Source organism: Pseudarthrobacter sp. TE9888, from assembly GCF_056279345.1.
This window is the reverse complement of sequence record NZ_JBWBRD010000002.1, coordinates 1,767,161-1,785,172: the sequence shown is the minus strand read 5'-3', so window position 1 is coordinate 1,785,172 and position 18,012 is coordinate 1,767,161. Positions and strand designations below refer to the sequence as shown.

Here is an 18,012-nt window from a genome sequence, read left to right as displayed (position 1 = left end):
TCACAGGGCGTCCAGCAACTCTCCGGCCAGGCCCCTGGCTTCCCTCAGCGGGACGTCATTGCCTTCCAGCCCGGCGCGGGCCATGGCACCTTCGAGCAGGAACGCCAGGTGCACGGCGTTTGCGGGGACCTGTTCTTCCCGCCCCGGCAACAACCCCGCCACATGCCCGGCCAGGAGCTCCTGGACCTCCTCCTTGTGGCGGCGCACCGCGTCCCTGCCGGGATCGCCGGCAGGGAGTTCGGCCGCGGCGTTGAGCAGGCCGCATCCCCGGAAGCCGTGCTCGTAGGCGAAGTTCGCGTGGTCCAGATAGGCATCGAAGACCGCCAGGACCTGGTCCCGCGGCGTTTGCGCCGTCTCCAGCCGCCGGCGGTACAGGCCGAGCCACTCGTCGTGCCTCGCCTCCAGGTAGGCCGCCACCAGGTCCGCCTTGGAACTGAAGTTGTTGTAGAGGCTCTTCTTGGCCACTCCCGCTTCGGCCGTGACGGCGTCGATCCCGGTGGCTGTCACGCCGTTGGCATAGAAAAGCCGCGCGGCAGCTTCCAGCAGCAGTTCGCGGGCGGGGCGGCGCGCAGCGGTTGGGCGGCCGTGGGCTGAGTGGCCTGATGCTGTCACGGGCTCTCCTCACATCGGTGGTAGGTAGACCAGTCTACCTACCACCGAGTGCGCAGGAACCCCCTAGGCGACCCGGGCGGTCTCCACGGTGGGCGCGGCCCGGCTATTCGACGGTGTCGAGTGCGCCCCAAGCTGCCGGGCCACCGCTTCCACAAGGACATCGAGGGGCTGTGTGATGTCCGCCAGGACATGGGCCTCGTCCGCCTCCAGGTCCTCCAGGGCGGCGAACTGGGATTCCAGCAGCGTGCGGGGCATGAATTCGTGCGCGCGCGCCTCCATCCTCGCGCCGATGGTTTCCACCGAGCCGGCGAGGTGGATGAAGACCAGGTCCGGCGCATAGCTGCGCAGCAGGTCGCGGTACCGGTGCTTGAGCGCGGAGCAGGCGACGATCGGCGGCACTGTTGGCCCGCCGTCGGCCGTTCCTCCCGGCACCCCTGCCGCTGCCGCAGGCAACCCGTCCCGTCCCGCCAGCAGCCCGCCCAGGACGGCGAGCCAAGGTTCCCGGTCGTGGTCGGTCAGCGGAATACCGGCGCCCATCTTGTCCTTGTTGGCGGCGGGGTGGAAGTCGTCGCCGTCGAGGAACGGCTTGCCCAGGCGGTGGCCCAGGAGGGCGCCGACGGTGGACTTGCCGCAGCCCGAGACTCCCATCACGACCAGCGGAGGCAGGTGCCCGCTCATTGGGCCTGCCCCGTGTCGCCGAAGGAGAGGAGTACCTTGCCGGAGCTGGTGGAGTCCTTGGCCACCTCGAACGCGTGGAGGGCGTCGGCCAGCGGGAATTCGTGCGTGATGACGGGCTCGATGTGCAGGGACCCGTCGGCGAGGGCGGCGATCACGTCGTCGATCTCGTCGTTGAAGCGGAACGAGCCGAGCAGTTGCAGTTCGCGGGTGATGGCCAGCGAGATGGGCACCGGCTGCATGCCGGTGGGCAGCAGCCCCACCATCACCACGGTTCCGCCGCGCACCGCGCCGCGGATGGCCGAGGCCAGCCCGTGGTGGTTGCCGGAGGATTCGATCACGACGTCGGCCTCCACGGCAGCGATGGCTTCGGTGTCCGCGGCGTTGATGACCTGGTCGGCACCCACGGCCGTGGCGATCTCCAGCGGTTTGGGATGGAGGTCGACGGCGGTGATGTGCGCTGCGCCTGCGCGCTTGAGGACGGCGACCGCGAGGGCGCCGATGGGGCCGGAGCCGATGACCAGCGCGGTTTTCCCACGGAGGTCCCCGGCCCTGGACACGGCGTGCCAGGCGACGGATGCGGGTTCGATCAGTGCCGCGGTGCGCAGGTCGATGTTGTCCGGGAGCGGGCGGAGCATCCGGACGGGCAGCGTGACGTAGCGGCTGAAGGCGCCATCCTTGTGCGGGTAGCGGGCGGCGCTGCCAAGGTACGTGCAGCCAGGTGACAGGTTGGGCCGGTCCGCCGGATAGCGCGCGTCGCCTGGACCGGGCGTTGCGGGGTGGACGGCGACGGCGGTTCCCGCCTGGGGCCCGGAGCCATCCGCCGCCTGGCGCACCACCGTGCCGGAGATCTCGTGGCCCAGGACCAGGGGCGCCTTGAGGATGGACTCCCCCGCCGCGCCGTGCAGCCAGTAGTGGAGATCGGAGCCGCAGATGCCGCCGTAGAGGACCTCAACCACTGCTTCGTCAGGTGCGGGCTGGGGCAGCGGGACCTCGTCGATCCGCAGGTCGCCGGCGGCGTGCGCCACCAGCGCAGGACCGGTGGCGGGCAATGCAACATCAAGGGGCGTTGCCATCAGACCACCACCGTCATTCCGCCATCGATGAAGATGGTCTGTCCGTTCACGAAGTTGGAGCCGTCCGAGGCCAGCCACACCACGGGACCGGCCAGGTCCTCCACGGTGCCCCAGCGGTGGGCCGGTGTCCGGCCCAGGATCCAGGAGTTGAATTCCTCGTCGTCCACCAGGTTCTGGGTCATTTCGGTGTGGATGTAGCCGGGTGCAACGGCGTTGATCTGCAGCCCGGAGGCCGCCCATTCGGCGGTCATGGCGCGGGTAAGGTTCCGCAGTCCACCCTTGGCCGCGATGTACGGGGCGATGGTGGGCCGGGCCAGGTCGGTCTGGACGGAACAGATGTTGATGATTTTGCCCCGGCCCCGGGTGATCATGTGGCGGGCGGCCTCGCGGCCCACCAGGAAGGCGCTGGTGAGGTCCGTGGAGAGGACGCGTTCCCAGTCCGCCACATCGAGATCCAGCATGGGGACGCGGTGCTGGATGCCGGCGTTGTTCACCAGGATCTCGAGCGGGCCCACGTTGTCCTCGATCCAGCGGATGCTGCGGGCTGCGGCGTCGTCGTCCGTGACGTCGAAGGCCACGCTGTGGATCCGGCCGGGCGGGAAACCTGCCGCCATGGCCGCCTCGGCGTCCTTGAGCCGCTCCGGGTTGACGCCGTTGAGCACTACTGTGGCTCCGGCGTCGGCCAATGCCTTGGCAAGGGCCGAACCGATGCCCCTGCTCGAACCCGTGACCAGGGCTACGCGCCCCGTGAGATCAAAAAGCCCTGTCATGTCCTGGTTACTTCCTCTTCATTGTTGTGTCGTGCCGCTGCCTGCATCAGATCCCGGCTGCCGTTAGAGCGTGCCCTGCTGGAAGGGCCCCTCCTGCACCAGGTTGGCCGGGGTTCGGCCGGCGGCCAGCGCCTCGAGCTGCTGCTTCAGGAGTTTCAGGATCCGGGGCTCAAAGGCCGAGGCGTTGCCGCCCACGTGCGGGGTGATGAGGGCATTCTCGGCGGACCACAGCGGGTGGCCGGCGGGCAGCGGCTCGGGGTCGACCACGTCGATGGCGCACTGGAGGCGGCCGGAGACCACTTCGCGGGTCAGGGCCTCGGTGCTGACGACGGCGCCGCGGCCCACGTTCACCACCAGGGCCCCGTCGGGCAGGGCGGCCAGGACCTCCCGGCCCACCGGGTGGTGGGTGTTGTCATTCAGGGGCAGGACGGAAACCAGGATGTCGTGGTCCGCGGCGAGGGCAAGCAGTTCGTCCGGGCCGTGGACCTGCCCGTCGGCGTCCGTGCGGGCCGTGCTTCCCACCCGGGTGATGGTCACCTCGAAGGGTTCCAGGCGGCGCGCCAGTTCCTTGCCGATCCCGCCGATGCCCAGCAGCAGGACCTTGCGGTCGGCCAGGGACTGGCGGCGCTGCGGCTTCCAGCTCTCGACCTGCTGGTCCTTGACGGCCTGGTCGATGCCGCGCAGCTTGGCGAGGATGAGCCCAACGGCCAGCTCCGCGGTGGCAGCTGCATGGACGCCCGAGGCGTTTGCCACTGCGGCGCCCGGACCGGCGGCCTCGCACACGCCGTCGTACCCGGTTGACTGCGTCTGCACGAACTTGAGGTCCGGGACCGTCCCCAGGGAACCCAGCACTGCCCCGGCGTTGAGGTAGGGCAGGATCACGCCGTCGATGCTGCCCAAGTCCCCGCCGGGGGCTTCCGTCATGTCCCAGACCACCCCGCGCAGGCTGCCGGGAAGCGGCGACAGATCGGCCAGGAGCTGGGAATCGGGAAAGCTGACGGTGTGCACGTGCTGCATTGGGGACCTATCGGTTGGTGGTGGGTGAAGTGCGGGGCGGGCGTCAGGCGGTGGGCTCGCGGCGGTCGAAGGTCAGGCCGCCCGGGACCTGGAACGTGGGCATAAGTTCAAGCATGCCAATATTCACGTGCCGCGGCGTCTCAATGGCGTAATCAAGGGCGTTGACAATGTCGTCGGTAGTCAGCGATTCGTAGCCCTCGTAGTACGTATTCCAGGCTTCTTCCATGGCCTCGGGGCTGCCGCCCAGGTTGCGGCCGAAAATCTCGGTTTCCACCCGGCCCGGGCAGATTTCGGTGACGCGGATGCGCTTGCCCACGGTGTCGTTGCGGAGCTGGCGGGAGATCTGGTGCACCGCGGCCTTGGTGGCGTGGTAGACGGTGTGGCCATAGAAGTTGTACACGCCGGCGATGGAGCTGATGTTGACCACGTGGCCCCGGTCCCGCTCCACCATGCCGGGCAGCACCAGCCGGGTGAGCTGCAGCAGCCCGCGGAGGTTCACGTCCACCAGTTCGTCGATGTCCTGCTCGGAGGAGTCCAGGATGTTGCCGGGCCGGGACACGCCGGCACAGTTCACCAGGACGTCCACCTTGAGGTCGCGGACGACGGCGGTGAGCGCGGCAGTGTCGGTCAGGTCCACCACATGCGGGACTGCTCCCGTGCGGTCCGCCAGTTCAGCGAGGCGTTCCTCGTTGCGGGCCATCGCGTGGACGGTCAGGCCGCGCTTGGCCAGCCTTTCGGCGATGGCGGCGCCCATGCCGGTGGAGGCTCCGGTGACGAGGGCTGTGGTGTAGTCGGAAAAAGGCATTTGGTACTCCAGAAAGTGGGAGGGACGGGCTCCTGCGTCCGGCGCGGGGCCGGACGCAGGAGCCCGCCGGTTGGCAGGGGTTAGGGATTGGGTAGCGGTTTGTGGGTGCGGTGCCGGGCGGAGGGAAGGGCATTCATGATGTTCAGGCTCCTGACGCCGGGCTGAGTTCGTACCAGCGCTGGCCGGCGCCGATCCCGAGGAGTCCGAAGACTGTGTTCATGGTGTTCCGGAGTTTGTCCAGTTCCAGGCAGGCTGTGCGGTGCATGGCCGTTGCTTCAGCCACGGATGTCTTTCTGAAGGTGACGGTGTGTCCGGGCCTGGACTGGGCCAGGACATCCAGGGAGCGGCTTGTAACCACTGCCAGGACCGGATAGCCCGCCGTGACGCCGCGTCCCCGGTGCAGGACCAGCAGTTCGTCCCGGGACGGAACCTCGATGGCCCCCACCGGGACACCGCGGGAGAGGACCTCGGAGGTGAGCTGGCGTTCGGGCAGTGCGCCGCCGAGCCGGAGGCCGATGTGGTTGCTCCGGGGGCTCACGGTGTATTCCGTGGTGAAAAGCAGGTCTGCGGTGTCGCCGAATTCGGCCACGTCCGGCCCGTCGGTGACGTCGATGACCGGGTGGGTGGTGAATTCCGGCTTTGCCAGTCCCAGCCGGAACAGGGGCAGGCCGAAATGCGGCTGCGTGATGGGTGCGGTGGTCTTTTGTGTTGCGAGCCGGGTGCCCTCAACGAGTTTCAGTCCGAAGCCCACCACGGTGTCCGCTGCGCAGCTGCCCAGCAGCGTGGGGACGGTGAAGGATCCGTGGACGGCGATGTAGGCGCGGAGACCCGTGCGGATTCCGCGGACCGTCACTGTTTCGCCGGCCCGGACGGAGACGGGCTCCCACTGGGGGCATTCGCGGCCGCCCACCGTGAGGTCCAGGGGCGCGCCGGTCACGGCGATCAGCAGGTCCGTGGTGGCGCGCATCCTGAAGTCCAGGGCAGTGAGTTCCAGCAGCGGATCGTTGTCCCCGTTGCCGGCCAGGATGTTGGCGGCCTTGGCCGAGAACTGGTCCAGGGCCCCGTTGACGGGAAGTCCGAATGCGGGCCCCTTCGTCCGGCCGAGGTCGGTGACTACTGAGTGGCCGGGCTGAAGGATGACAAGTGACCCGATCATGGCCGTGCCTCCAGGAACTGCCCCTCGTAGTTTCCGAAGTCCTCAGCGGGAATGCGGTAGAAGCGCAGTTCATCGCCGGGGACGTAGGGCACCAGGGGTTCGCGTGCCGCGTCAAGGACCGTCAGGGGGGTCTGGCCGATGACGCACCAGCCTCCTGGTGCCACTGCGGGTGCGATCACGGCTTGGCGTCCGGCCACGGATACGGCACCGGCGGGAACGGACAGCCGCGGGTCCTTGAGCCTGGGGACAGGGACCGGGAAGTCTGGTCCGTCCATCATGGGGGAACCGGCCGGCGCTCCGAGGCAGCGGATGACGTAGGTCTTGGCTGTGTGCCGGGCGATGACGTCCTCAACGTCCAGGCCCTGGTGGTCTGCCACGCGTTCCAGGTCCGGCCCGTAGCTGCCGCCGTACACCACGGGGACTTCGAAGCGTCGCGGCTCCCGCATGGCCGTGCCGGTGAAGTCCAGCTGGCGCATGCCCAGGAGCACGAAGGCCCGGACCTGGCGCGCGGAGGTGAGGTAGGGGTCGAATTCCACCAGGACGGAGTCGTAGGTGGGAACGGCGCCGTGGATGCCTTCGACGCCGGCGGCTGCCAGCCAACCTGCCAAGGAATGGACGGTTGCCCAGTTGGTTTCTGCGTCACCGGACCGTGCCACCACGCGCAGGGCGGCGTCGCCTGACTCGTAGATGTCCAGCGCTGTCTGGCTGGTCGTCGTCATGGCGGCCATGGTCAGGAAACCTGCTGCTTTGCGGCGAGCACCTGCGCCAACGGGGCGATGGTGACGCCCGCGGCGATCAGTTCGCTGCGGATCAGGCGGGCAAGTTCGACGGCGCCCGGGTTGTCGCCGTGGAGCAGCACCGTGTCTGCCTCGATGGCAATGTCCCTGCCGGAGGCCGTCTGAATGAGGCCTTCGCTGACCATCCGCACGGTGCGCTGGACGATGACGGAGGGGTCGTGGATTACGGCGCCGGGCTCGCTGCGCGGCACCAGCGTGCCGTCATCCTGGTAGGCGCGGTCCGCGATGCCAACGATGGCCACCCGCAGGCCGCGCTCTACCGCCGCGGTGGCGAGTTCACCGTCCTGCGCCAGGATGATCAGCTTCGGGTCCACCCGGGCGGCGGCATCCGCTACGGCTCCGGCATAGTCCGCGCGGGTGGCCACCAGGTTGCCCAGGCGGCCGTGGGGTGCCAGGTGGGAGACGGAACCGCCGTGGTAGGCGGCAAACGCCGACAGGGCTCCGAGTTGGTAAATGACGTCGGTGCGGACCTCGTCAGCTGTGAGGTCCATGGCCCGGCGGCCGAAGCCGCGGAGATCCGGGAAGCTCGGATGCGCACCGATGCCGACTCCCGTCCTGACGCATTCAGCCACCGTGGCGTCCATGATGTCAGGGTCCCCTGCGTGGAAGCCGCAGGCGATATTGGCGCTGGACACGATTTCCAGCAGGGCTTTGTCGTCACCGATCGAGTAGGCGCCAAAACCTTCACCAAGATCTGCTACGAGATCGACTGTGGGCATTACGGGCCTTCCTCTGCTGGTACTGCGGGTGTAAATCAGTGTGGCATCGGGATTGGAGCCACACAAAGACGAATGCGGTATCACGCTATAGGGAACGGTTATGACCTTCGCCGGCGATTATCACCGGTCCAAAGAATGTACGGGGTCCTTGTTTCGTGACGAGAGAAATGGTGCTTCCAATAAACATTTTCCCTACCTATGCGCAAAACATATGCCACCATCAAAATCGGTGATGACCGGGGCGGGGATAGAATGTTCTGGTCATTGGAAAGTCATCTGCAATTAACCTATGCCCGAGACTCGGATCACACAAAGACGTAATGACTGTCCCGCCATAGCGCCAACGTATGACCCCGCATGCTGAGCCGTCCCCGGCTGGAAAAGAGGAGCGCTATGGACACCCGGAAACTGGCGTACTTCGTGAAGATCGTCGACTCAGGAAGCATCACGAAGGCGGCCGCCGCCCTCCACGTGGCCCAGCCGGCGCTGAGCCAGCAGGTGTCGGCCCTGGAAACGGAGCTGAAGCAGCGGCTCCTGATCCGCAGCAAGCAGGGCGTGGAGCCCACGGCGGCCGGCCATACCCTGTACCGGCACGCGCAGACCATCCTGCGCCAAGTGGAGCAGGCCAGAATGGATGTGGCAGCTTCGGGAGCGGCGCCTTCGGGCCGCGTCTCCATAGCGATCGCCCCCTACAGCATGGCCTCAAGCCTCACTCCACGGATTATCAGCGAAGTTGGACGGCGCTACCCCGACATCGTGCTGCACCTCACCGAGATATACGGCGGCGTGCTCAGTGAGGCCATCAAGAACGGGCGTCTCGACATGGCACTCATTTATGAACCGGGGCCCATCCGGGGGGTGCAGTTCACCACCCTCATCGTCGAGGACCTGTACCTGGTCGTGAACTCCCGGCGGGATCTTCCGGGAGCGACGGAGGCCGGCACCATCACGCTGGACGAGGTGGCCGACGTCGGGCTCTTCCTGCCGGAACAGATCCACACCCTTCGGCAGGTGGTTCAGGCGGGCATCGACAGCAGGGGCCTGAAGCTGAAGCTGGTGGGCGAGGTGGAATCAGTACCTTCCCTCACGCGGCTGCTGCGCACGGACCTCGGAGCCACCATCCTGCCAAAGTCGGCTGCGGACGCGCTGTTCCACGAGGAGGACTTCCGGGTGCTGCGGATCGTCGAACCGGCACTGCAGTGCAAAATCGCACTGTGCACCCCAGACCACGAGCCCCTGTCCGAAGCCGCGTCCGCCGTCCTGCTGGTACTCAAGGAAATGCTGCAGGAAATACTTCGGAGTAAATATCCCGCGCTCCCCACCACACCGCCCTCGGCGCCATAAGCAGGCCTTATCAGGTCACGCCGCTTTAGTCTTATTCAGGTAATTCAGCAGGTCCTAGGATAAATGCCATAAAGGTTTGCCAAAGGCGCAACCGCGGCAATTATTTTCCCTTGGAGCCCACCATGAAAAAGATCACCAGCGTGCAGTACCGGAATTCAGCTGAAAGAAGGATCCAGCTCAAAGCCGGCACCGGTTCCCACTGCCCCACCAACGGCTTCTGGCGTCCAGAGGACGCGCCCGCCACGGAACCGGTCTTCGTGTTTGAGGGAAGCATGATGCCGCCCGGAAAACGCGGCTCCACCATGTGGTACCTGGATGACGCCCAGGTGGGACCGCCCGCCCACCTGCTGCCCGGCATGAGCTGATCGGCACATCGGCTTCAAAGCGGCAACAGGCAAGGCCCGGAGTTCCGAAAGGAACCCCGGGCCTCTGTCGAATAAACCCATCGATTGCTGAGTATCTGCCGTTATGAGGGCTCAAAACGGCACTTACGCAGCAATCGATGGGTATGGAGCTACAGAGCTGGCTCCAGTTCGGCGTCCTCCACCAGCAGGCCCTTGGCCTTGAGCACATCGGTCAGCTTGCACAGCTCGATGGTGGTGCCGCCTTCCTTGTAGCGGCGGATGAGCTCGTCTTCGGCGTCGACGCGTGCCTGCGACAGCTTGATGACTTCCTCGATCTCATCCTTGCGGACCACCACCACGCCGTCGGCGTCACCCAGCAGGACATCGCCCGGGTAGACAATCTCGTCGCCGAACACCAGGGGGTGGTTGATGGGGCCAATGGTTTCCTTGACGGTCCCCTTGATACAGACACTGCCGGAGAACACCGGCAGTCCGAGTTCAATAAGGTCCTTGGTGTCGCGGACACCGGAGTCCGTGACCATACCGGCCAGGCCTTTCGCCTTCATGGCGTTGCCCAGCACGTCGCCGAACGTCCCGGCTTCCTGGTACTCACCGGCTGCCACCAGGACAACGTCGCCCTTCCGGGCGTAGTGGATGGCCACCTGAAGCATCAGGTTGTCCCGTGGTGCGCACACCACAGTGACCGCCGGGCCGCAGAAGGACATGCTGCGGTCGATCGGCTTGATCTTTGAACTCAGGGCACCTTTGCGGCCCTGTGCTTCATGCACGGTGGCGGAGGAGAACTTGGAAAGCCGCTGAACGGCATCTTCGGAAGGCCGGTCGAATTTCGTTTTGACGTGGATCATGGGGTGCTCCTGTTGTTGGGAAAGCATGGGCAAAGTAGTGGTTGGGTCAGGCGAGCGCCGTGACGGCCTTTTCGATCGCAGCGATGGATTCCTCGATCACCGGCAGCCCGGTGGCATAGGAAATCCGGAAGTAGGGGCTCAGTCCGTACGCCGAACCCTGGATGACGGCAACAGACGCCGCTTCCAGCAGGTACAGCGTGAAGTCCTCGTCGTTGGCGATCTTCCTGCCATCGGGCGTCGTCTTGCCGACGACCCCCGCGCAGTTGACGTACGCGTAAAAGGCGCCTTCCGGCGTCGCGCACTGCAGGCCCTTGACCGCGTTCAGCCCGGCGACTGCCGCATTGCGCCGTTCGCGGTACACCTCCACGCTTTCACGGACGAATGCCTGGTCTCCGGTGAGTGCCGCGGCGGCAGCTGCCTGGCTGATGGAGGACGGGCAGGAGGACATTTGGGACTGCAGCTTGTTGATGGCAGCCACCAGGGGCGCCGGTCCGCCGGCGTATCCCAGCCGCCATCCGGTCATCGCGTAGGCCTTGGAGACCCCGTTGGTGACCAGCACACGGTCCTTAAGCTCAGGGGCAACGGCCACGAGACTGGTGATGGGCACTTCGCCGAAGTGGATCTCGTCGTAGATCTCATCGGTGAGGACATAGACGGCAGGGTGGTCCTTGAGGACGGCGGCCAGGCCTGCCAGTTCTTCGCGGGAGTACACCGCTCCCGTGGGGTTGGAGGGCGTGTTGAGGATGACCCACTTGGTGCGCTCCGTCAGTGCCCCTGCCAGTGCCTCAGGGGTGAGTTTGAAACCGGTGTCCTCACCACAGGAAACGATGACGGGGGTGCCTTCGTTGGCGAGCACCATGTCCGGGTAGGAGACCCAGTACGGTGCGGGGATGACAACCTCGTCGCCTGCATCGAGTGTGGCCATGAACGCGGTGAAGATGACCTGCTTCCCGCCCCCTCCGATGGTGATCTCGCCCGGCGCGTACTCCTGGCCGGTTTTGCGATGCAGCGTCTGCAGGATGGCCTTTTGCAGTTCGGGCGTCCCGGTCACCGATGTGTACTTGGTTTCACCACGGCCGATGGCTGCGATGGCAGCGTCCTTGATGTGCTGGGGCGTGTCGAAATCCGGCTCGCCGACCGTCAGGTCCAGGATCCGGCGGCCCTCGGCCTTGAGCTCCCGGACACGGGCCGCCGCGGCAACGCTTGGTGAGGATTTGATACGGGTTACGCGTGATGCGGGCACGAATTCAGGCATGGTTTCTTCCAGGCTTCCGGTACGGATGAGGGTGGTTCAATCGAGCCTAGGGAAGGAGCCGCCCTCTTGGATAAGACCTAAAGTGCGTGGACAGATAAGCAGCCCTTATGACGGAGCAGCTAGAACTTTCGCCTATTGCTCCACGCACTTTCGGTATTGCCTCACCTGCCTGCCGGCGGCGTAACCTGCAGGGTGGATAACGGGCCCACTGAAGGCCCCGCAACGCCGTACAGGCAGGCGGGCCGCACCGGGAGAGGTACGCCTGCCGGCAGGAAGCCGCGCGGGCATGAAGTCACCGACGGAGACAAGGAGCAGAGGTGCCTCGCAGAGAGATGCAGGAACGGATACCTCCGCGAACAGCCGGCACCGGGTCCGGCGGGGCCGGCGCAGCAGCGTACCGGTACCGGGGCGTCCCGAAGCCGGACCCCGCCGCGGCCCGTGCCCAGCAAGCGCTGGCCATGCTGGCCCAGCTGCGGACGACCCTCGCACTTCGGTCCAGCAGGGTCCGTGCCCTCACCGCCGAGCTGGGTGACTGCCTTGCCCAGGCCGTGTGCGACGGCGTGAAGGTTGCCGCCGTCGCGAAGGCCGCCGGCCAGCCTGCCGCCAGTATCCGGTCTGCCACGCTGGCACGCGGCGAGCTGTACCCGTCCGGCCAAACCCGAAGCGGGCATCTGCACCTCATTGCGGGATTGGCTTCGGAGCTGGCGGCAGCCGAAGGCGCCCGGAGTGATGCGGAACAACAACGAACGCAGGTACTGGCACTGGCCAGGAAATCCCGGCTCCTTGACGACCACCAACTCGCGGGGGCAAGCGGCCTGAAGTCCGACGAGATCCGCAAAATGACCAGGGGGGTTGGCTTGCGTGTAGCCCAGCCGCAATGACCGTCCCGGCGTGGCTTTGCCTCCCCGCTCTGGCGGCGGCTGGCGAGCAAGCGTAGCGTCTTTCGAAGAGGCCGCCGCAAGCACGGTGTCTGCTTTCCGGCGCTTCGGTAAGCCGCGGAGGAGGCCGGAATGGCGGGATGGAATGCGGATACGGCCGCCGGGCCGCTAGGAGCAGGCTCCGTGACGTTGGTCGAGGGCTCATCGTTCTGTATCTCGTCATCCAACGGGGATATCCAGGCCGATCGGCCGCATGGCCTCTTCGTGGCTGACGTCAGGATCCTTGCGATCTGGCGTCTGACTGTGGACGGACAGGCGCTTGAACCGCTCACCGCGGAGACAAAGGAGCCGTTCCGTGCAGCATTTGTTGCAAGGATCCCCCGGTCCGACGGCTACGCGGACAGCCCACTGATCGTGGAACGGCTGCGGGAGGTCGGAGCCGGCCTCCAGGAGCAACTCACCATCTACAACTACTCCCAGGAGGCGGCTGAGTGCCTCGTCGTCCTGGAAGTAGGGGCCGACTTTGCGGACCTCTTCGAGGTGAAGGAGGCTCGGATCCGGCGACGGTGGGAGGAAAGCCGGGAAGCCGACGATGGACTGCTCACCATCCGGGGCAGTTGGCAGGACGTCCGAAAAGGCACCGCTATCCACGTACCGGGTGCCGACATCTCCGGTGACACCGTCCAATATCGGGTGTCGGTCCCCGCTCATGGGCAATGGAGCACCGTACTGACCGTTCTGCCCACTGACGATGGAGGCCACGCACCGGCTTTCGTCCATTCCGGGGGAGACACCCTGTCCCCCCGGGACCGCCGCCGCCGTGAGTGGGTCGCAAAGATCCCCGTACTGCAGGTGGCCAACCGCTCGGTGGAACGGACCCTGCGCCGCAGTTATGACGACCTGGGCGCCCTGAGAATCGAGGACCCCGACCATCCGGAGCGCGTCGTCGTCGCCGCCGGGGCACCCTGGTTCATGACCCTGTTCGGAAGGGATTCCTTGTGGGCCTCGGTGATGGCGATGCCGGTGGACCCCTCGCTCGCCTTGGGTACACTCCAGACCCTCGCGGATCGCCAGGGCACCTTGGTGGATCCCATGACGGAAGAGGAACCGGGCAAGATCCTCCACGAGGTCCGGCTTGATGTCTCCAGCGGCCTGTCCCTGGGCGGCAAGTCGAACTACTACGGCAGCGTGGACTCCACGCCTTTGTTCCTGATGGTGCTCGGCGCCGTCAGCCGTTGGGGATTCGCCGCAGAGACCATCAAGGCCCTGCTGCCCCACGCCGACCGCGCGCTGGACTGGATCGTGAACTACGGCGACAAGGACGGTGACGGCTTCGTTGAGTACCAGCGGCTCAACGACCAAGGGCTGGTCAATCAGGGCTGGAAAGACTCCTGGGACGGCATCAACTTTGCCGACGGCAGCCTGGCCGAGCCGCCCATCGCGCTCTGCGAAGTACAGGCCTACGTTTACGTCGCCTACCTCTCACGGGCGTGGCTGGCGTACGACGCCGGTGACATGGCCTTGGGCGACGACCTCACCGACCGCGCCGCACGGCTGAAGAAGCAGTTCAACGAGCAGTTCTGGATCCCCGAGCGCGGGTACTATGCCATCGCCCTGGACGGCAGGAAACGGCAGGTCGATGCCTGCGCTTCCAACATGGGACACTGCTTGCTCCAAGGCCTGATCGACGAAGACAAAGCCCCGTACGTCGCCGAGCACCTGATGTCACCGGAAATGTTCAGCGGCTGGGGAGTTCGCACCCTGGCCAGCAACATGGGAGCCTACAACCCGGCCAGTTACCACAACGGGTCCGTCTGGCCCCACGACAACGCCATCATCGTCGCCGGGCTCCTCCGGTACGGCTTCATCGCCGAAGCACAGAGAATCGCCACCGGGATGATGGACGCCGCAGAGTTCTCCGACGGCCGCCTCCCGGAACTGTTCTGCGGCTTCAGCCGCGACCACCTCGCCACTCCCGTTCCGTACCCCACCGCCTGCTCACCCCAGGCGTGGGCAGCTACCGCCCCCATCCAGATCGTGTCCAGCCTGATGCGCTACGACCCGGTCGTGTCAGCCGGTGGAGTGTGGCTCGATCCCGTCCTCCCCCGTTCCTTCGGGGACCTGCACATTTCCAACGCCCCGCTTGGCAACGGCCGCATCACCATCGACATCGCGGACTCCCTCCCCTCCGTCACGGGACTACCCCCGGGCATGGGGCTTCATCGCGGCCACCGGCCCTGGATGTCCGAACTGGTCGAGGAAGCGGTCCGACGCCGTGGAAACACCCGCCCCACAGCAAACCCTCCTCGTTAAAGTCCCCGTTCCACGGCGGGCTTCCCGTTATCCAGGGTCTCCGGTTCCTCGACTCCAAGCCATAACAAATCGCTATGTAGGTACATAAAAGAGGACTTTGTGTGACCCACACCGCAAACGTTAACTTGATGTCTGGGGCCGGTCCGCAAAAGCCGTCAACACGACTTGCGAGAGAGCTCACAGCAGGACCAGCCGGATATTCCACTCAAGATCTCTTTCCGAGAGCCCAGGTTTAGCGGCAACCGGTGTTCACCCATCACCCACGGAGACGAAATGACAGAAACCACACTTCCCAGGAAGACCCCGGTCAAGGCCGCAATCGCGGCCTGGATCGGCACGACGTTGGAGTACTACGACTTCGCGGTGTACGGCACCTCGTCGGCGTTGGTTCTGAACGTGCTCTTCTTCTCACCCGAGCTGCCCCAGGGCCTCAGCGTGCTGCTCGCCATGATTACCTTCGCGGTCGGCTACGCGGTACGCCCCCTCGGCTCCCTCATCCTGGGGCCGCTGGGGGATCGTCGCGGCCGCAAGTTCGTCATGATGATCACCCTGTTCGGCATCGGCGGCTGCACCTTCCTGATCGGGTGCCTACCCACGTACGCCCAAATCGGTCCTCTCGCTCCGATCCTGCTCGTGCTGATCCGCGTCATCCAGGGACTGTGCCTTTCCGGCGAGCAGCCCAGTGCCATCACCATGAGCCTGGAGCATGCTTCCGAAGGCCGACGCGGGTTCCTCGCGAGCTTCACCACGTTGGGTTCCTCCTCAGGCACGCTGCTCACCCTGCTGGTCTTCATCCCGATCGCCGCCATGCCCTCGGAGCAGTTGCTGAGCTGGGGTTGGCGGCTGCCGTTCTGGGCCTCCGCCATCGTGGTCGTTGCTGCTTACCTGATCCGCCGCCACGTCCAGGAGCCGCCCGAGTTCGTAAAGGCCCAGGCCGCCAATGTGAACGTTGCCCCGCTCCGGCATCTTCTGCGCTTCCACTGGCGTGCGGTGCTGCGGATCGTCTTCTGCGCCCTCATCGCGGGCACCAGCTACATGATGCAGACCTTCTCGGTGGCATTCGGAACCGCCGGGTACAAGCTGGATAAGCCAACCATGCTCCTGACGACCACAGTCTCGGCAGTGATCGCCCTCGGAATCACGCCCCTGGCGGGATTCCTTGTGGACAAGATCGGCCGCAAAACGATGTTCCTTATCGCAACGGGCGGCGCAGGCATCACTATGGTGCCCTACCTGTGGTCAATCACGACCGGCAACTGGTCGCTGATCTTCCTGTTTGGCATCATCAACTACTCCCTCTTCTACTCAATGGTGAACGCGTCCTGGCCGTCATTCTTCGCGGAGATGTTCCCCGGCCGGCTGCGCGTCTCCGGACTCGCACTGGGCACCCAGATCGGCTTCGCCATCTCGGGCGTCATCGGCCCCGTTCTCTCGACAGCCCTCGCTGGCCCCGACCTGAAAGATTGGGTTGGACCGTCCATGGTCGCCCTTGGGTTCATGGTCCTGGCAGGAATCTCGGCCCTTACCGCTAAGGAAACCAAAAAGTACACCCTTAGGGAGCTCGACGAGGTGCAGCAGAGCGAGCAGGAAACGTCCGTCCTCACGGCCGCGGCCATGTCCCCAAGCACAGCTGCCCGCGGCCTCGCTGGCTAGCCCGAAAAGCAGAGGTGAGAGATTTTCGCCCCTGAGCTGATGTGAACAAGTGAAGACCTCTTAGTTACGGCACCAACACAGCCAACAACTAAGAGGTCTTCACTGTTGGCGCACGGGCCGGGAATTAGTTGCGCCCATCCGGCGTTGTCGATCTGTCCGGAACAATCTGGACACCAGCAGCTGGACAGGAGAACACACCACATGTCAGTTGACTACGACGCTCCGCGGGTGGCTCCCGAGGAGGAGCCGAATGTCGCCCTGGAGGAGCTGAAGTCCGATAAGTCCGGCCGCCGGGAGGCCGGGCCCGATATGGACGAAACGGACCTCGCGGACAGCTTTGAGCTGCCCGGCGCCGATCTCTCCAACGAGGAGCTCCTCATCCAGGTGGTTCCGGTGCAGGCCGACGAATTTACGTGCATGTCCTGCTTCCTGGTACACCACCGCAGCCAGTTGGCGCGTGAGAAGGACGGCAAGAAGTACTGCAAGGAATGTGAAGGCTAGCAGGGGACCATGCCGGCCAGGTTTGGATTTCAACTAATGGAATCCGGGCTCGTGGCCGGGGCGTGGGGCGGCCATGCTGGAAGTCACGCTCCGGCAAGGCCGGCCGACTGGAAAGAAGGAAACCATGTCCCTCAGCGTTGAGGAAATGAACAAGCAGCTCCCGGTGGCCAACGCGCTGCCCGGCGAGGCGGTCCCGTATTACATGGCCTCGGGCGAAGGCGCGCGCCACGAAATCAACGGCCAGCTGGTCACGGTCATCGCCCGCGCTGCCGACACCGGGGGCATCTTCAGCGCTGCCTACATCTCCGGCGGCATGGGTGCCGAGTCCCCGTTCGTCAGCCACAAAGTGGAGCACAAGACGCTCTACGTTTTCGACGGGATCCTGCACGTCTGGCTGCCCGGCGAGAGCCGCATCCTCACCCCCGGCGACTCGGTGGTCATTCCGCCGAACACCCCGCACGCCTACCGGATGGCCAGCCACTACACCCGCTTCCTGAACTGGATGACCCCCGGCGGCGGCGAGGCCTACTACGAGCGGGTGGGCACGCCCATCGATTCGCACGTCCCGCCGGTGCGCCCCGGCCACAAGACCAGCCTGCAGGAGCAGGCAGAGGTGGGCGCCGAGTTTGGCATCACGTTCCCTGACGTTGAGCGTGTGGCGCCGTCGTTCAAGCACGACGCCGGGCTGCCGCCCACGCAGAGCCCGTACTTCCTCAGTGCCGGGGAGGGTGAGCGCCTGGTCAGCTACCAGACCATGTTCACCTACCTGTCCCGGCCCACTAACACCGGTTCCAACTACTTCGCCGTGCACACCAAAGGCGCCAAAGCCCCCTACATCCCGCTGCACTTCCACTCCCAGCACACGGAGAACTTCCTCTGCACCGAGGGCCGCATGTGGCTCTACGCCAACGGCCGCGAGATGCTCCTGACCAAGGGTGACTTCGTGCACGCGCCCGCCGGGACCATCCACTCGTTCGCGCTCGACGCGCACAACACGCAGATGGTGGGCTTCCTGACGCCGTCGGTGTTCAACGGCTTCTTCGAGTACTTCAACACGCCCACCGAGGACTACATGTACACCGAGGGCGGCGAGCCGTACATGGACATGGAGGGCTTCGGCCGCGCCCAGGCTGAGATGGACCTGACCGTCGTCGGCCCTCCGCCGCAGCGCCGCGCAGCCCTGGACATCCCCTAACCCCACATCCAACACAGAAGGCCCGGACTTCCGAGA

The 18,012-nt window shown here is 65.7% G+C and carries 18 protein-coding genes; 7 read left to right on the top strand and 11 right to left on the bottom strand.

What is annotated here, in order from left to right; translation table 11 throughout:
- From ACZ9J7_RS08975 to ACZ9J7_RS08935, 9 genes are all read right to left on the bottom strand, one after another.
- A complete protein-coding gene (locus ACZ9J7_RS08975; RefSeq protein ID WP_476208756.1) occupies positions 1-612 on the bottom strand; it encodes a TetR/AcrR family transcriptional regulator in 612 nt (203 codons plus the stop codon).
- Positions 613-675: 63 nt separating this feature from the next.
- On the bottom strand, positions 676-1,290 hold the full coding sequence (locus tag ACZ9J7_RS08970) for a gluconokinase (RefSeq protein WP_476208754.1): 615 nt from the start codon (positions 1,288-1,290) through the stop codon (positions 676-678).
- Entirely contained in the window at positions 1,287-2,363 is a 1,077-nt protein-coding gene (locus ACZ9J7_RS08965; protein ID WP_476208753.1) for an L-idonate 5-dehydrogenase, read from the bottom strand. Before ACZ9J7_RS08965 ends, ACZ9J7_RS08970 begins: the two co-directional genes overlap by 4 nt.
- Entirely contained in the window at positions 2,363-3,133 is a 771-nt protein-coding gene (locus ACZ9J7_RS08960; protein WP_476208751.1) for an SDR family oxidoreductase, read from the bottom strand. The genes ACZ9J7_RS08965 and ACZ9J7_RS08960 overlap by 1 nt, the downstream gene beginning before the upstream one ends.
- A gap of 63 nt (positions 3,134-3,196) precedes the next feature.
- Positions 3,197-4,150 carry a 2-hydroxyacid dehydrogenase gene (locus tag ACZ9J7_RS08955; RefSeq protein ID WP_476208749.1) on the bottom strand — a complete coding sequence of 318 codons (954 nt, stop codon included), beginning with the start codon at positions 4,148-4,150 and terminating at the stop codon, positions 3,197-3,199.
- 43 nt (positions 4,151-4,193) lie between these two features.
- Positions 4,194-4,955 carry an SDR family oxidoreductase gene (locus tag ACZ9J7_RS08950; RefSeq protein ID WP_476208747.1) on the bottom strand — a complete coding sequence of 254 codons (762 nt, stop codon included), beginning with the start codon at positions 4,953-4,955 and terminating at the stop codon, positions 4,194-4,196.
- A gap of 142 nt (positions 4,956-5,097) precedes the next feature.
- Entirely contained in the window at positions 5,098-6,111 is a 1,014-nt protein-coding gene (locus ACZ9J7_RS08945; protein ID WP_476208745.1) for a 5-oxoprolinase subunit C family protein, read from the bottom strand.
- Positions 6,108-6,839 (bottom strand): 5-oxoprolinase subunit B family protein, encoded by a 732-nt coding sequence (locus tag ACZ9J7_RS08940; RefSeq protein WP_476208744.1) that lies wholly within the window; start codon positions 6,837-6,839, stop codon positions 6,108-6,110. Before ACZ9J7_RS08940 ends, ACZ9J7_RS08945 begins: the two co-directional genes overlap by 4 nt.
- A 2-nt stretch (positions 6,840-6,841) precedes the next feature.
- Positions 6,842-7,627 (bottom strand): LamB/YcsF family protein, encoded by a 786-nt coding sequence (locus tag ACZ9J7_RS08935; protein ID WP_476208742.1) that lies wholly within the window; start codon positions 7,625-7,627, stop codon positions 6,842-6,844.
- A 393-nt stretch (positions 7,628-8,020) separates the two neighbouring features.
- On the opposite strand from ACZ9J7_RS08935, the gene nac reads away from it, so the two are divergent.
- Positions 8,021-8,971: a nitrogen assimilation transcriptional regulator NAC gene (gene nac, locus ACZ9J7_RS08930; protein WP_476208740.1), complete on the top strand. Its 951-nt coding sequence runs from the start codon at positions 8,021-8,023 to the stop codon at positions 8,969-8,971.
- Between the two features lie 122 nt (positions 8,972-9,093).
- On the top strand, positions 9,094-9,336 hold the full coding sequence (locus ACZ9J7_RS08925; protein ID WP_476208738.1) for a hypothetical protein: 243 nt from the start codon (positions 9,094-9,096) through the stop codon (positions 9,334-9,336).
- A gap of 149 nt (positions 9,337-9,485) precedes the next feature.
- Here the strand turns inward: ACZ9J7_RS08925 and ACZ9J7_RS08920 are convergent, their stop codons facing one another.
- Entirely contained in the window at positions 9,486-10,181 is a 696-nt protein-coding gene (locus ACZ9J7_RS08920) for a 4-carboxy-4-hydroxy-2-oxoadipate aldolase/oxaloacetate decarboxylase (RefSeq protein ID WP_476208737.1), read from the bottom strand.
- A gap of 46 nt (positions 10,182-10,227) precedes the next feature.
- On the bottom strand, positions 10,228-11,436 hold the full coding sequence (locus ACZ9J7_RS08915; RefSeq protein ID WP_476208735.1) for an aspartate transaminase: 1,209 nt from the start codon (positions 11,434-11,436) through the stop codon (positions 10,228-10,230).
- A gap of 317 nt (positions 11,437-11,753) precedes the next feature.
- Here ACZ9J7_RS08915 and ACZ9J7_RS08910 point away from each other — a divergent pair, with 317 nt between their 5' ends.
- The 5 genes from ACZ9J7_RS08910 (at position 11,754) to ACZ9J7_RS08890 (ending at position 17,976) form a co-directional block, all read left to right on the top strand.
- Positions 11,754-12,317: a hypothetical protein gene (locus tag ACZ9J7_RS08910; RefSeq protein WP_476208734.1), complete on the top strand. Its 564-nt coding sequence runs from the start codon at positions 11,754-11,756 to the stop codon at positions 12,315-12,317.
- A 129-nt stretch (positions 12,318-12,446) separates the two neighbouring features.
- A complete protein-coding gene (locus ACZ9J7_RS08905) occupies positions 12,447-14,627 on the top strand; it encodes an amylo-alpha-1,6-glucosidase (protein ID WP_476208732.1) in 2,181 nt (726 codons plus the stop codon).
- 273 nt (positions 14,628-14,900) lie between these two features.
- Entirely contained in the window at positions 14,901-16,280 is a 1,380-nt protein-coding gene (locus ACZ9J7_RS08900) for an MFS transporter (RefSeq protein ID WP_476208730.1), read from the top strand.
- A 201-nt stretch (positions 16,281-16,481) separates the two neighbouring features.
- A complete protein-coding gene (locus ACZ9J7_RS08895) occupies positions 16,482-16,781 on the top strand; it encodes a DUF4193 domain-containing protein (protein WP_476208729.1) in 300 nt (99 codons plus the stop codon).
- A 124-nt stretch (positions 16,782-16,905) separates the two neighbouring features.
- A complete protein-coding gene (locus ACZ9J7_RS08890; protein WP_476208727.1) occupies positions 16,906-17,976 on the top strand; it encodes a quercetin 2,3-dioxygenase in 1,071 nt (356 codons plus the stop codon).
- The last annotated feature ends 36 nt before the right edge of the window (positions 17,977-18,012 follow it).